Genomic DNA, 13,828 nt, shown 5'->3' with positions numbered 1-13,828 from the left:
TTGACGACCTGACGAGAATATTCATATGACAGAGAGACGACGCTTTTCACGTATTCTCCATCAAGCTCCAGCTAAGATAGAACAACGTGACTTGGCAATTGAAGCTAGGATTCAAGATCTTTCCTTGCATGGTTTACTCATGAAAGTGGAAGAGACTGAGGCTTTGGATCCAACCCTTCCAGTCCATGTGACTTTTTCATTTGATCAATCCGAACAAGTGATTACGTTAAAAGCGCAAATTGTGAATGTTTCTAAGTGTGAGATTAGGTTGAAGATCGCTAAGGTAGACATCGAAAGCATTAGCCAACTAAAACGATTTATAGAATTGAATGTAGGCAATAACGACCTTCTGAATCGAGAGTTAGAGCACCTCTCTGGTTTTTAGGAGAAAAATAAATGAACGCCTATTTAAGTAACAATAACTATGTCTAAAAAAATCATCATGCAGATCCCGACGAAAGACGGCGATCAGCAGTTCTATTTGGGCCGCAGTTCGGTCCTAGCAGTATTTGCTTCAGTATTGGCATTACCCGCCGTCGTTGGTGGCGCGTGGTACCTTAATCAGCAGCAGATGCACAATAAAGACGAATTAACACAAATCATCGCCAAACTGGAAAGTGAAAAGGCCGAAGTGACGGCTCTTTACGAAGAACAGCTTGATACCAATCATTCGCTTTCCCAGTCTTTGACGGACAAAAACAATCAAATTCAGCTATTGGGCAAACGGGTATTCGACGTTGAATCGGTTTTAGGTCTCGCAGACGAAGAGTTGATGATCGATGAGAACAGCATGGGGTTAGAGGAGCGAATTGACGCAGCCGCTATCGATTCTGCTGTTCGAGCGACGATGTTCCGTTTGATACCAAATGACAGTCCAGTCACATACCAACGTATTTCTTCTTCTTACGGCAGTCGTATTAATCCGATTTCAGGTAAGAGGCATGTTCATACTGGTATCGATCTGACTTGTAAAAGAGGAGAAGAGATCCTGGCACCGGCTGACGGTGTGGTGGAAACCGTTCGCCCGAGCAATCGTGGTTATGGTAACTATGTCACCATTCGTCACTCATTTGGCTTTATGAGCTCCTTTGCTCATCTACAACGCTTCAAAGTGAAAAGCGGTCAGTTTGTTAGTAAAGGCGACATCATTGCTCAATGCGGTAACTCTGGCAACTCCACAGGGCCACACTTGCACTATGAAGTACGCTTCCTCGGACGAGCACTCAACCCTCAATACTTAATGGAGTGGACGCCAGAAAACTTCAATGACGTCTTTGAAAAAGAGAAAAAAGTGAAATGGGGACCTTTGGTTCAATTGATTGATAACGTTGTACGTCTACAAGTCAATTTAACCAATTCACCCTATCGCGATACCAGTATCAACACAGTATCAAGTGAAGATACGAGTAATACTGCGACGAACTGATTTGTCCATCAACACGAAAAAGAGCAGCTTACGCTGCTCTTTTTGTTTCGGACTCTGCACGGCTAAATGACCCGTGATTAGCCGCGATGAATATTATCATTCGCCTGTTTGAGTAAGTTTTGGCTCTCATTCATAAATTGTTGAGAATAAGTACCAAACCAATCACTCACCTGCTTAAAGCTTTCGATGAATCGCGCTTTGTCTCTGCTATCCAGAATCGCTACCGCATCACCTAAACGCTGATGGAATCGCTTGATCATATCGATATTCTCTTGAGAAGAGAAAATGATATCACCGTACAAGTTCGGATCCTGACCAAACAGTCGTCCCACCATCGCCAATTCAAGGCGGTAGATTGGCGAGCTTAACTTCAACAACTGATCGATGTTCGGATTCTCTTTGCTAAGGTGCATACCGTAAGCAAACGACGTGAAGTGGCGCAGCGCCTGAATCAACGTCATGCCATGATCGTGCTCTTGTGCATCGATTTGGCACAAGCTTGCGCCCCAAATCCCAAACTGTTGCAATAGCCATTGGTAATGCTCGTGACCACGGCCATCACAGTACACAATAACCTGCTTGGCAAGGCTCGGAACATCTGGGCCAAACATTGGGTGCAAACCAACCACAGGACCTTGGTGCACATTCAACATTGCTTGCAGAGGCTCCGACTTGATAGAAGTCAGGTCACACAGAATGCAGTCTTGCGGCAAGTTCCCCAGTTTTTCGATCACCCCTTCCGTTAGATGAATCGGCACCGTGACCACGACTAAACCCGCGTTGTCTAGAATCTCATCCGCATGATCCCAGTCTTTACTGCCGAGAACTTTGACCTGGTAGCCCGACAATTTGAACATACGCCCAAACAGGCCACCCAATTGACCATTACCACCAATAATAACAACTGAGCGTAAATCAGGGTTCAAACACTTAAAACCGGAATCTTTCTCGCTGGCATAAGACTCACGCATTGTTCGACGCAGAATATCTTCAATAAGCTGTGGAGGAATTCCCATTTTTTCAGCTTCAGCGCGACGAGAAGCTAACATCGCCGCTTCGCGGTCTGGAGCATAAATTGGCAAACCATGTTCGCTTTTTACTTCCCCAACTTTCTCTACGAGCGCTAAACGCTGAGCCAATAGCTCCAACATTTGCTTGTCGACTGCATCAATCTGATCGCGTAATGCGTTAAGTTCAACTGCCATTGATGTTCCTTAAATCCTGTATTAATTAGCCTTTAGACGATTTTCTAAGAAAGGCACTAGCTCTTCATGTGCATGACGTAATAGTGCCTCAGTTGAATCCCAATTGATACATGCGTCAGTGATAGATACACCGTATTTCATCTCTTCAAGAGCTAAGTCAGAAGATTGATTTCCTTCATTGATATGGCTTTCAATCATAAGACCGATAATAGATTTATTGCCTTCACGGATTTGATGAATCACATCCTCCGCGACTAATGGCTGGCGACGGTAATCTTTACGTGAGTTGGCGTGACTGCAATCCACCATTAATGAAGCATCAAGACCAGATTTCGCCATCTCTTGCTCACACTCAGTGACTGATACCGAATCGTAGTTAGTTTGCTTGCCGCCACGTAAGATCACATGTCCATTAGCATTGCCCTGGGTGGTCAACAGTGCGACTTGTCCCTCACGGTTAATTCCCATAAAACGGTGGCTAGAGGACGCAGCTTGCATCGCGTTAATTGCGGTTGCCAAACTGCCATCGGTGCCATTCTTAAAACCGATTGGCATAGACAGGCCGCTTGCCATTTCACGGTGAGTTTGTGACTCCGTCGTACGAGCACCGATGGCTGCCCAGCTAAAAGTATCCGCCAAGTATTGTGGGCTAATTGGGTCTAGAGCCTCAGTCGCGAGCGGGATTTCCATCTCTGCCAACTCCACCAGAAGTTCGCGTCCAACATGCAGACCGTGTTCAATATCGAAACTGCCGTCTAGGTGTGGGTCATTGATCAGGCCTTTCCAGCCGACCGTGGTGCGCGGCTTCTCAAAGTAAACACGCATAACAATATACAGTTGGTCACTTAGTTGTTCAGAGAGTGCTTTAAGTCGCTTTGCGTAATCCTTCGCCGCTTCTACGTCGTGGATAGAACATGGACCGCATACAACAAGCAGGCGGTGATCCTTCTTGTGAATAATATTAGCGATAGTTTGACGAGACTCTTGAATAAAGCGACGTGCTTTTTCACTCAAAGGAAGCTTGGTTTTTAGTTCCTCCGGAGTAATAAGAACCTGTTCTTCGATAATATTAATATTGCTCAACTCACTTTTCTGCATAACTCTAACCTGTATATTTATTTTTACACCCAACCAAACCTTTGGTGAGACAACTAAGCTTTAACGACAAGATAACAGGCTAAAAAAGAAAAACAAGCGTACAGAATAAAAAACATTTAGTGTAAACTTAAGCTTACAGTCAAATGAAAAGCCAAAGTATAATTAACTTTGGCTTCTCATCGCTGTTTTGAATCTTTTACAAGAGGTTTAGCTAGTCAAGCGTTTCATCGCTTCACTCGCCGCTTTCCACTCTTGAGATAGCTTAAGTTCGCTTGGAGAAAATGACTGTTTTTTCAGTAATCCATCCGCGAGTGGCACGGTTGAAACCGGTAAGTTGTCTAATACCTCAACGTGCGCTTCTCGTTTATTACACATTAACAACATATCGCAACCAGCTCTCAATGCTTGAGCACCTCGCTCGGCTGAGCTGCCCATAATCGCAGCGCCTTCCATGGTCAAGTCATCCGAAAAAACCAAACCTTTAAAACCCAATTGCTGACGCAGGACCTGTTTTAACCAGTATTCAGAACCGCTGGCTGGTTGAGCATCATAATGTGGGAAAATCACGTGAGCAGGCATCATGGCATCTAAAACACCGGCATCAATTTGCGCTTTGAAGATCGCCATATCTTGTTCAAAAATATCACTGCGCTCATCGTATGGTGTTTCTAGATGTGAGTCTGCAATCACGCCACCATGTCCAGGGAAGTGCTTGCCTGTCGTTGCCATGCCAACACTCTTCATTCCCTGCATATATGCAGTGCTATAGCGAAGAATGGTATCGGCATCTTCACCGAATGCGCGGTTACCGATCGCTTTACATTGATGGCCTTGGTCAAGTACCGGGGCAAAGCTTAAATCAATATCATGGGCAATCAGCTCTGCTGCCATTAACCAACCGCCCATACGAGCAAGCTCTTCACCATTTTGATGTTTAGCGTACTCATCAGCAGCAGGAATTAATGAGAAACCTTCACGAAAGCGCTGCACTCGGCCGCCTTCTTGATCCACACCGATCAAAAACGGGCGCTTAGCCGCCTTTCGGATGGATTGAGTAAGTGCTTGAAGCTGTTCGCTATCATGATAGTTGCGAGCAAATAGAATTAAGCCACCAACCGTAGGATGCTCCAAGATTTCTTTGTCTTCAGCGGTCAGTTCATACCCCGCAACGTCAACCCATAACGGTCCCATGTTTTCTCCTCAAAATCGGCTGAATATCTCGTATTCGATGAGGTTATTCGCTTCAGATTTGCTTTACAATAAGTGAATGAAGAATTGACGAGATCGGCTATGAAATTTAACGAACTGTACATTGGTGTGATGTCTGGAACGAGTATGGATGGCGTTGATACCGCTCTAGTTGAAATAAGCGATGAGCATGTTCGCCTGATTGCGCACGACGACTACCCAATGCCCGCAGCGCTAAAAGACATGCTGTTATCTGTTTGTACCGGTCAAGCAACAAATTTAAAAACCATAGGTGAACTTGACCACCAGCTCGGCCACCTATTTGCAGATGCCGTGTTACAGCTGCTCAATAAGTCTGGTTACGTCGCAGAGCAAATTCGTGCGATTGGTAATCACGGTCAAACAGTGTTCCATCAGCCTACCGGAAACTTGCCGTTTACCACTCAATTGGGCGATGCCAACATTATCGCGGTCAAGACAGGCATTGATACGGTAGCGGATTTTCGTCGTAAAGACATGGCGCTAGGTGGACAAGGTGCCCCACTCGTCCCTGCTTTCCATAAAAGCATTTTTGCGATGCAGGATTCCACAACTGTGGTGCTTAACATTGGAGGCATTGCCAATATCTCTGTACTGCATCCAGAACAACCAGTCATTGGCTATGACACAGGCCCGGGCAATATGTTGATGGACGCATGGTGTGCGCTGCATAAAGGGCAAAGCTTCGACGAAGATGCACAATTTGCACTTAAAGGAACGGTAAACGCTACTTTGTTGACTCAATTACTCAAAGAAGCTTACCTCGCCATGCCAGCCCCTAAAAGTACCGGACGAGAACTGTTCAATATTGACTGGCTGCATCAACAACTGGCCCATCACAATTTACCAATCGAAGACGTACAACGTACACTTTGCGAGTATTCTGCAATTACCATTGCCAACGAAGTCGACAAGTTTTCTCATGGCATCACACCTCAACTATTGGTCTGTGGCGGTGGAGCAAGAAACCCACTTTTGATGCAGCGACTAGCTAAGTTATTGCCACAATGGAGCGTTGCGACAACGGCAGAAAAAGGCATTGATGGCGACTACATGGAAGCAATGGCGTTTGCTTGGCTTGCGCAGCGCCATATTCACGACCTCCCTAGCAACTTACCGGAAGTTACGGGGGCAAGTCGTCTCGCTTCACTGGGTGTACTCTATTCAAAAAATTAAGGGCAATAGATCCTAAACAAAAAGGCTTAATTCATTATGACGAACGATGCACTTATCGCAGCTTTATCCCATCTGGTATCTGAAGGGCGAAACCCAGACACCATGGACATCGACTTGCTGCCTTCTCTCGATATTGTTCAACGCATCAACCAACAGGACAAACTCGTTCCTCTTGCCGTTGAAAAAGTGTTGCCTGAGATCGCTGAAGCCGTTGATAAGATCACGGAAGCATTTAAGGTCGGAGGTCGGTTGTTTTACATCGGTGCGGGTACCAGTGGTCGACTTGGCGTTTTGGACGCTTCAGAATGCCCACCAACTTTTGGCACAGATCCAGAGATGGTCGTTGGTATTATTGCCGGTGGAAAAGAGGCAATGTTCCGTGCAAAAGAAGGGGCGGAGGACGACCCTACATTAGGCGAGCAAGATCTTAAAGAGAATACGCTAACACAACGCGATGTCGTCGTTGGTATTGCGGCAAGTGGACGAACACCTTACGTGATTGGTGGCTTAGAGTATGCGAACGAGCTTGGTGCCACCACTGTAGCACTATCTTGTAACCCTGACTCTCCGATTGCAGATATTGCTGATATTGCGATTAGCCCCGTTGTTGGACCTGAAGCGTTAACGGGATCCACTCGCTTAAAATCAGGGACAGCACAAAAACTCGTACTGAACATGCTCACTACCGCAAGCATGATTCGCCTAGGCAAAAGTTATCAGAACTTAATGGTAGATGTGAAAGCGACGAATGCAAAGCTAGTTGCAAGAGCGGCTCGTATTGTTATGCAAGCAACAGATTGTACTAACCAAGAGGCTAAAACGGCGCTCAAAGAAACGGACTACGACGCCAAGTTAGCGATTTTGATGATTTTAACCGGGCTGGATAGAGAAAGCGCGACTGAGCAACTGAACGCCAAGCAAGGATATTTAAGAAAAGTCGTGATCGCGCAAACTAATCAATCTTAATCAATAAAGCGCCTCACTTATTTAAAAGTCAGGCGCCTTTTATGGCTTAATTTAGTAGTTCAATCGTTCAATGTGAGTAATACCGACTTTACCTTCAAGGTCACTGAACATATGAACCATTGCTGGGTATGGTTGTGCTCCAGGGTAGACAACTTCTGCATTACAGAAAAACGCATAGTTTTGTCCGGCTACGACTTGAGTAGCCACAACCAAAGGGGAGTATTTGACACCGACAAACCCCTCGATACCTTTAGCAAATACTTCTTTATTCTCTGCTGTGAGTTCATGAAATGGACTCCAGCCACCAGCCATTTGCGTTGACATAATGTGATTCCTTTTTTTCTGTGCTCACTATCAAGCAATATGAACATAGTTTAATAAGGAAGATTTTGCCACATTTATGTGATGCAGACAGTGTAACAACGGCTTTATTGACTATTAATTTGAGTATTCATTCCAACCACGTTGCCATTCCATGCGGAATTTTTGCGCTTGCTCAGTACCTTCACAAACCCCTTCGTAATACTGACCAGATAACCCCATTTGATACGCAAAAGCAGGATTACAGTACTCACGTAAACCTTCTAAATAACCTTGGTCGTAGTCACTTTGCTTAACACTACCCAACTCACGAAGCTCGCTCATCGTGCGCGATGTGTGTCCGGTTATGCCATCTTGATATCCGATCTGATGCCAATCTCCCGACTTGGCAAGATCTGCTGTCGTTGCTGTGCATCCTGCAAGTAAAGCCAGTGCCAGACCTACCGTTACCTTTTTCATGGTTCTTCCTTAAGTAATTGTTTTCAAAAATAAGCTTACCACTAATTATTGGCGCTTGCCGCTGAGCTTGCAGATTTAACCACTGATGACTCAAATCAGCCGCTCAAGACTGTCATCAACCTTTCGCCATTTTTAAAAACCGCTCAAGCAGCATATCGACCACTCAGTGCTCTATTCGACCACTCATCTACTAACCGAATGCATTTAACACAAGTGACGCATAACATGCATCCTGAGATTAAAAAATTACCCTACCCAACTAAGACCAAGGACAATTGCTATGATGTGGTTTCTAACCTGTGTCGCAGCCCTAATCGGCGGATACTTCATCTACGGCGCTTTCGTCGAGAAGATTTTCGGCATCAATGAAAAACGCCAAACGCCAGCTCACACCAAATCGGACGGTGTTGACTTCGTTCCAATGTCAACAAAGAAAGTTTACCTAGTTCAACTACTTAACATCGCAGGTGTTGGTCCAATTTTTGGCCCGATCATGGGGGCACTATACGGTCCTGCGGCGATGCTTTGGATTGTAGTCGGTTGTATTTTTGCTGGTGCAGTACACGATTACTTCTCAGGCATGCTTTCAGTGCGTAACGGCGGTGCATCTGTACCTACCATTACAGGTCGCTACCTAGGTAATGGCGCAAAACACTTTATGAATATTTTTGCCATTGTCCTATTGCTTCTAGTTGGCGTAGTGTTCGTTTCAGCCCCTGCTGGCATGATTACTAACCTCATCAATGATCAAACAAGCTTGAGCGTAAGCATGACTACAATGGTTATTGCTATTTTTGCTTACTACATCATTGCGACGATTGTTCCTGTCGATAAAATCATTGGTCGTTTCTACCCACTGTTTGGCGCCCTACTTATCTTTATGTCTGTTGGTCTAATGACAGCCGTTGCTTTCTCTAGCGAACACACAGTAATGGGTGACTTCCAAGTTTCGGACATGTTCTCTAACCTCAACCCAAATGACATGCCGTTATGGCCTGCATTGTTCATCACTATCGCATGTGGCGCTATCTCTGGCTTCCACGCGACTCAGTCTCCACTGATGGCGCGTTGTATGGAAAATGAGAAAAACGGTCGCTTCGTATTCTACGGTGCAATGATTGGTGAAGGTGTTATCGCGCTAATTTGGTGTGCTATCGCTCTGTCTTTCTTCGGCTCTCTAGACGCTCTATCAGAAGCTGTGAAAAACGGTGGCCCTGGTAACGTGGTATACAGCGCATCATTTGGTCTGCTAGGTGTGTTCGGTGGTATCCTTGCGTTCCTGGGTGTGGTTATCCTACCAATTACGTCTGGCGATACAGCGTTCCGTTCAAGCCGCTTGATCCTTGCTGAATACTTCAACATGGAACAAAAAACGCTACGTAACCGTCTACTGATGGCACTTCCACTGTTCGTTATCGGCGGTATCTTAACTCAAGTAGACTTCGGCATTATCTGGCGCTACTTCGGTTTTGCAAACCAAACAACAGCGGTAATGATGCTTTGGACTGCGTCCGCTTACCTACTGCGTCACAACAAGCTGCACTGGATTACCACTATCCCAGCTATCTTCATGACCACGGTATGTGTCACGTTCATCTTAAACAACAGCTCGCTAGGTTTTGGTCTGCCAATGCAACTATCAACTATCGTAGGTATTGTGTTTGCCCTAGCTGTGACAGGTTACGTTATCAAAACCTCTAAGGGTAAAGGTGAAACTGAACTGGCTGACGAAGAGAAACCACAAGCCGTATCAGAAACAGCGTAATACTCGTCACATCTGAGTGACTAAGATAGGAGCCTGCCAATTGCAGGCTCTTTTTGTTTTATACCCAAGTCACTTTAAGGTTCAGAAAGCACAGCGCAGCATCATTTACTTAGCTGTTCTTATCTATCTGAGCCAAGCATCTTGAGGTTACTTAGGTATACAATAACAACATTGATTCTAGGTTAGGTTCACTATGGAACTGGTCATCTCCCTTTTACAACAGATGTGTGTGTACTTAGTTTTGGCTTACATGCTAAGTAAAACGCCAATCATCTTACCTTTGCTGAGTATTTCTTCGCGCTTAAGCCACCGCCTAATTTGTTACGTACTCTTCTCTGGCTTTTGTATTCTCGGCACCTATTTCGGTCTGCACATCAACGATGCTATTGCCAATACTCGTGCGATCGGCGCAGTTATGGGCGGGCTGTTTGGTGGACCTGTTGTAGGTTTCGCCGTCGGATTTACTGGTGGCATCCATCGATACTCTCTTGGTGGTTTTACCGACCTAGCCTGTGCAATTTCAACCACCGCCGAGGGCGTAATTGGTGGTTTGCTCCACGTTTACCTTATCAAGCGAAATAAAGGTGCATTGCTGTTTAATCCAAGCGTTGTATTCAGCGTCACGTTTGTTGCAGAAGTGGTGCAAATGATTTTGCTGCTCGCCGTCGCGAAACCTTTTGATCAAGCCTATGAACTGGTGTCCGCTATTGCAGCGCCTATGATCATCGCGAACTCATTTGGTGCGGCGTTGTTCATGAGTATCCTGCAAGACAGAAAAGCAATCTTTGAAAAGTTTTCTGCGACGTTTTCGCGTCGAGCGCTCACCATTGCTGATCGCTCAGTGGGAATTCTAAGCAACGGCTTCAACACCGAAAACGCAGAGAAAATCGCACGTATTATTTACGAAGAAACCAAAGTGGGCGCTGTCGCGATTACTGACCAAGAAAAGATCTTGGCGTTTGTGGGCATTGGCGATGATCACCATAAACCGAACACGCCGATTTCATCGCAAAGCACATTAGACTCCATGGAGAAAAACGACATCATTTATCTTGATGGTGCGGAGCGTCCATACCAATGCTCCATTGCAAAAGATTGCAAGCTCGGATCTGCGCTGATCATCCCACTGCGTGCAGGGAAAGAGGTCATTGGTACCATAAAGCTGTATGAACCGAAGCGTAAATTGTTCTCGACGGCCAACATGTCGATGGCGGAAGGAATAGCCCAGCTTCTATCTAGCCAAATCCTTTATGGCGATTACCAACAACAACAAGCCTTACTCGCCCAAGCAGAAATAAAATTGCTTCACGCTCAGGTGAATCCACACTTTTTGTTTAATGCACTCAATACTATTAGTGCGATTACTCGTCGTGACCCTGACAAAGCGCGCGAGCTAATCCAAAATCTATCGCACTTCTTCCGCAGCAATTTAAAGCAGAACATTAATACCGTGACGTTAAAGGAAGAGCTTGCACATGTGAACTCGTACTTGAGCATCGAAAAAGCGCGTTTTACGGACCGCTTAGAGGTTGAAATCGATATTCAACCTGAATTGCTGGACATCAAATTACCAAGCTTTACACTCCAGCCTTTGGTTGAGAATGCCATTAAGCATGGCATTTCAAACATGCTTGAAGGTGGTAAAGTTCATATATACAGCGAAGCACACCCACAAGGTCACTTGATTACCGTCGAAGACAACGCAGGCAGTTTTGAGCCGCCAAAAGAAAACCACTCAGGGCTAGGTTTAGAAATTGTCGACAAGCGTCTCACTAATCAATTTGGACGTGATGCAGCGCTAAAAATTACGTGCGAGCCACATCAATTTACTAAAATGAGCTTTATCATTCCCCCAAAATCATAAAAGCACGCTGAAGCAATAAAGGTAATGTTGGATGTTAACCGCACTCGTCATTGATGATGAACAGTTTGCTCGTGAAGAGCTAGCAGAGTTACTGGATGAAACAGGCCAAGTTGAGGTCGTGGGCGATGCCTCAAACGCAATCCTCGGCCTAAAAAAAATCAATGAACTCAAGCCTGATGTGGTGTTTCTCGATATCCAAATGCCTCAAGTCACGGGGATTGAATTACTAGGGATGCTTGATCCAGAAACCATGCCTTATGTGGTTTTTGTCACGGCTTATGATCAGTATGCGATTCAAGCATTTGAAGACAATGCCTTTGATTACTTGCTCAAACCTGTCGACCCATGCCGGCTAACTAAAACGGTAAAACGACTAAACAAAGTCATTAGCCAATCCGCCCTAACGCAACAACTGTCTGCTATTACACCTGACACGTTGGATCAAATACCGTGCATCGGACACAACCGCATCGTTATCATGGCCACCGACACGGTGGAATGTGCTTACAGTGATATCAGCGGCGTGCATGTACGCTCCACCAGCCAAACCGCGAGCACCCAACTGACATTAAAAACGTTGGAAGAGAAAACCCCTCTAGTCCGCTGCCATCGTCAATACTTAGTCAGTATTAAAGCGATTAGCGAAATCAAGTTACTGGAAAATGGGTTAGCGGAAATCATCACCAAAACAGGCTTTGAGATACCAGTAAGCCGCCGCTACTTAAAGGTGCTCAAAGAGATGCTCGGCATTAGCCACTAACACAAAAACTTCACACATCATCGCTGAGTTTCCGCTAGCGTATAAATAGGACGCTCTGAAAAGACGAGGCGATGATGTATAAAGTTTTATTCATATGTAAGCACAACGCTGGACGAAGCGTCCTCGCGGAGTCAATCGCAACCAATATCCTGCCAGCAGATTTTAGTGTCACCAGTGGAGGCTCACATCCCACAGGCAAGGTGCACCCAGTGGTGCAAAAATATTTAGATGACCACCAACTCCCCATTCCGCATATCCACACGCATTCATGGGAGGAGCGAACTCAGTTTCTTCCCGACATCGTTATTATTCTCTGTGATTCTTTACATCAAGAAACCGCTCCTCAGTGGCTTGCAGGTGGTGTTCGAGTAAACTGGCAAGTTGATGCTTTTCCGACCGATGGTTCTGATGAAGACATGTACGCACATTGCGAAAAGGTTGCTCAATCGCTTGAGCGAAGAATCACGAAGATGTCTGATATGATTATCGATGGTTTAGGAAAAGACCAAATTCGTGATTACCTAAATGAGTTAAGAGAGATGTAAAAAAGGCGACCCACAGGTCGCCTTTTGAATATTCGATAAATGGAGACTAATCCACTTGCTTGATTTGCAGTTCTTTAGGTACTTCAAAGAACATATTCTCTTCACGGCCAAGTACTTCATCAACCGCTTCGGCACCAACGAGTTCTTTGATTCGCTCTAGAATCTGATTAACGAGCTCTTCCGGAGCAGATGCTCCCGCAGTCACGCCGACCTTTGTTTTGCCTTCGAACCACTCAGGTTTGATATCTTCCGGACAGTCGGTTAAGTAGCCAGGTGTCCCTAGCTTTTCAGCTAGCTCTTTAAGACGTGTAGAGTTTGATGAGTTTTTAGAACCCACCACAACCATCACATCTACGTCACCAGCTAATTCACGTACGGCATCTTGGCGGTTTTGTGTCGCGTAACAGATATCGTCTTTACGTGGACCTTGGATATCTGGGAACACGCGGCGTAGCTCTTCGATAACATCGGCAGTTTCATCGACAGAAAGCGTCGTTTGGCTTACGTAATGAAGATCGGATGGATCTTTCACAATCGCCTTCAGTTTCTCAACATCGGCTGGAGTTTCAACCAAGTACATACCACCGGTTTCACTGGCGTATTGCCCCATCGTACCTTCGACTTCAGGGTGACCTGCGTGACCAATCAGAACCACTTCCATATTACGACGGCTCGCACGCGCCACTTCCATATGCACTTTGGTTACTAAAGGACACGTTGCGTCAAATACGGTCAAATCACGCAGCTTCGCTTCCTGACGAACCGCCTGCGATACACCATGAGCAGAAAAAATCACAATGTTGTTGTCTGGCACTTCGTGCAGTTCTTCAACGAAGATAGCACCACGCTGTTTTAGACCTTCAACCACAAAACGGTTATGCACCACTTCATGACGCACATAAATCGGTGGCTGATACATCTCTAGCGCACGCTCTACGATGCTAATCGCGCGGTCAACACCAGCACAGAAACCACGTGGGTTAGCTAACAGGATTTTCATTTCATTGCTCATGGAA

14 protein-coding genes are annotated in these 13,828 nt (G+C 45.6%); 8 read left to right on the top strand and 6 right to left on the bottom strand.

The features are described from left to right. Positions 1-25 precede the first annotated feature (25 nt). Entirely contained in the window at positions 26-385 is a 360-nt protein-coding gene (locus tag R7Q41_RS11125; protein WP_031781006.1) for a PilZ domain-containing protein, read from the top strand. Between the two features lie 39 nt (positions 386-424). Next, a complete protein-coding gene (locus R7Q41_RS11120) occupies positions 425-1,426 on the top strand; it encodes a M23 family metallopeptidase (RefSeq protein WP_005381900.1) in 1,002 nt (333 codons plus the stop codon). Between the two features lie 77 nt (positions 1,427-1,503). Here the strand turns inward: R7Q41_RS11120 and tyrA are convergent, their stop codons facing one another. The 3 genes from tyrA to nagZ form a co-directional block, all read right to left on the bottom strand. Then, the gene (gene tyrA / locus R7Q41_RS11115; RefSeq protein ID WP_213966866.1) at positions 1,504-2,631 is read right to left on the bottom strand and encodes a bifunctional chorismate mutase/prephenate dehydrogenase; all 1,128 of its coding nucleotides are present in this window, start codon (positions 2,629-2,631) and stop codon (positions 1,504-1,506) included. A 21-nt stretch (positions 2,632-2,652) separates the two neighbouring features. Then, positions 2,653-3,729 (bottom strand): 3-deoxy-7-phosphoheptulonate synthase, encoded by a 1,077-nt coding sequence (locus R7Q41_RS11110; RefSeq protein ID WP_005381904.1) that lies wholly within the window; start codon positions 3,727-3,729, stop codon positions 2,653-2,655. A 207-nt stretch (positions 3,730-3,936) separates the two neighbouring features. Beyond that, on the bottom strand, positions 3,937-4,920 hold the full coding sequence (gene nagZ, locus R7Q41_RS11105) for a beta-N-acetylhexosaminidase (protein ID WP_318144496.1): 984 nt from the start codon (positions 4,918-4,920) through the stop codon (positions 3,937-3,939). A 99-nt stretch (positions 4,921-5,019) separates the two neighbouring features. Between nagZ and R7Q41_RS11100 the strand changes: the two genes are divergently transcribed. Together R7Q41_RS11100 and murQ are read left to right on the top strand one after the other, a co-directional pair. Further along, positions 5,020-6,132 (top strand): anhydro-N-acetylmuramic acid kinase, encoded by a 1,113-nt coding sequence (locus R7Q41_RS11100; protein ID WP_318144495.1) that lies wholly within the window; start codon positions 5,020-5,022, stop codon positions 6,130-6,132. A 36-nt stretch (positions 6,133-6,168) separates the two neighbouring features. Further along, positions 6,169-7,098: an N-acetylmuramic acid 6-phosphate etherase gene (gene murQ / locus R7Q41_RS11095; RefSeq protein ID WP_005381910.1), complete on the top strand. Its 930-nt coding sequence runs from the start codon at positions 6,169-6,171 to the stop codon at positions 7,096-7,098. 51 nt (positions 7,099-7,149) lie between these two features. Here murQ and R7Q41_RS11090 read toward each other — a convergent pair whose 3' ends face one another. Further along, positions 7,150-7,422 carry a hypothetical protein gene (locus R7Q41_RS11090; RefSeq protein ID WP_005381911.1) on the bottom strand — a complete coding sequence of 91 codons (273 nt, stop codon included), beginning with the start codon at positions 7,420-7,422 and terminating at the stop codon, positions 7,150-7,152. Between the two features lie 114 nt (positions 7,423-7,536). Then, the gene (locus R7Q41_RS11085) at positions 7,537-7,878 is read right to left on the bottom strand and encodes a DUF2799 domain-containing protein (protein ID WP_005381912.1); all 342 of its coding nucleotides are present in this window, start codon (positions 7,876-7,878) and stop codon (positions 7,537-7,539) included. A 280-nt stretch (positions 7,879-8,158) separates the two neighbouring features. On the opposite strand from R7Q41_RS11085, the gene R7Q41_RS11080 reads away from it, so the two are divergent. The 4 genes from R7Q41_RS11080 to R7Q41_RS11065 all read left to right on the top strand — a co-directional run bounded on the left by R7Q41_RS11080 (position 8,159) and on the right by R7Q41_RS11065 (position 12,812). Beyond that, positions 8,159-9,643 (top strand): carbon starvation protein A, encoded by a 1,485-nt coding sequence (locus tag R7Q41_RS11080; protein ID WP_005381914.1) that lies wholly within the window; start codon positions 8,159-8,161, stop codon positions 9,641-9,643. 193 nt (positions 9,644-9,836) lie between these two features. Then, positions 9,837-11,507 (top strand): sensor histidine kinase, encoded by a 1,671-nt coding sequence (locus R7Q41_RS11075; protein WP_005381915.1) that lies wholly within the window; start codon positions 9,837-9,839, stop codon positions 11,505-11,507. A 31-nt stretch (positions 11,508-11,538) separates the two neighbouring features. Continuing rightward, positions 11,539-12,267, top strand: coding sequence for a two-component system response regulator BtsR (gene btsR / locus R7Q41_RS11070; protein WP_005381917.1), 729 nt, complete (start codon positions 11,539-11,541; stop codon positions 12,265-12,267). A gap of 71 nt (positions 12,268-12,338) precedes the next feature. Then, the gene (locus R7Q41_RS11065) at positions 12,339-12,812 is read left to right on the top strand and encodes a low molecular weight phosphatase family protein (protein ID WP_017636163.1); all 474 of its coding nucleotides are present in this window, start codon (positions 12,339-12,341) and stop codon (positions 12,810-12,812) included. A 46-nt stretch (positions 12,813-12,858) separates the two neighbouring features. On the opposite strand, the gene ispH is transcribed toward R7Q41_RS11065, so the two are convergent. Beyond that, the gene (gene ispH / locus R7Q41_RS11060) at positions 12,859-13,824 is read right to left on the bottom strand and encodes a 4-hydroxy-3-methylbut-2-enyl diphosphate reductase (RefSeq protein WP_017636164.1); all 966 of its coding nucleotides are present in this window, start codon (positions 13,822-13,824) and stop codon (positions 12,859-12,861) included. Positions 13,825-13,828 lie beyond the last annotated feature (4 nt).

The sequence above is a fragment of the Vibrio sp. 2096 genome (assembly GCF_033339595.1).
GTDB lineage: Bacteria > Pseudomonadota > Gammaproteobacteria > Enterobacterales > Vibrionaceae > Vibrio > Vibrio alginolyticus.
This window is presented reverse-complemented; position numbering and strand designations above follow the sequence as displayed.

Excerpts from the sequence above, each read along its gene's own strand:
- R7Q41_RS11125 (WP_031781006.1), top strand. The coding sequence starts at position 26 with ATGACAGAGAGACGACGCTTTTCACGTATTCTCCATCAAGCTCCAGCT.
- R7Q41_RS11120 (WP_005381900.1), top strand. The coding sequence starts at position 425 with ATGTCTAAAAAAATCATCATGCAGATCCCGACGAAAGACGGCGATCAG.
- tyrA (WP_213966866.1), bottom strand. The coding sequence starts at position 2,631 with ATGGCAGTTGAACTTAACGCATTACGCGATCAGATTGATGCAGTCGAC.
- R7Q41_RS11110 (WP_005381904.1), bottom strand. The coding sequence starts at position 3,729 with ATGCAGAAAAGTGAGTTGAGCAATATTAATATTATCGAAGAACAGGTT.
- nagZ (WP_318144496.1), bottom strand. The coding sequence starts at position 4,920 with ATGGGACCGTTATGGGTTGACGTTGCGGGGTATGAACTGACCGCTGAA.
- R7Q41_RS11100 (WP_318144495.1), top strand. The coding sequence starts at position 5,020 with ATGAAATTTAACGAACTGTACATTGGTGTGATGTCTGGAACGAGTATG.
- murQ (WP_005381910.1), top strand. The coding sequence starts at position 6,169 with ATGACGAACGATGCACTTATCGCAGCTTTATCCCATCTGGTATCTGAA.
- R7Q41_RS11090 (WP_005381911.1), bottom strand. The coding sequence starts at position 7,422 with ATGTCAACGCAAATGGCTGGTGGCTGGAGTCCATTTCATGAACTCACA.
- R7Q41_RS11085 (WP_005381912.1), bottom strand. The coding sequence starts at position 7,878 with ATGAAAAAGGTAACGGTAGGTCTGGCACTGGCTTTACTTGCAGGATGC.
- R7Q41_RS11080 (WP_005381914.1), top strand. The coding sequence starts at position 8,159 with ATGATGTGGTTTCTAACCTGTGTCGCAGCCCTAATCGGCGGATACTTC.
- R7Q41_RS11075 (WP_005381915.1), top strand. The coding sequence starts at position 9,837 with ATGGAACTGGTCATCTCCCTTTTACAACAGATGTGTGTGTACTTAGTT.
- btsR (WP_005381917.1), top strand. The coding sequence starts at position 11,539 with ATGTTAACCGCACTCGTCATTGATGATGAACAGTTTGCTCGTGAAGAG.
- R7Q41_RS11065 (WP_017636163.1), top strand. The coding sequence starts at position 12,339 with ATGATGTATAAAGTTTTATTCATATGTAAGCACAACGCTGGACGAAGC.
- ispH (WP_017636164.1), bottom strand. The coding sequence starts at position 13,824 with ATGAGCAATGAAATGAAAATCCTGTTAGCTAACCCACGTGGTTTCTGT.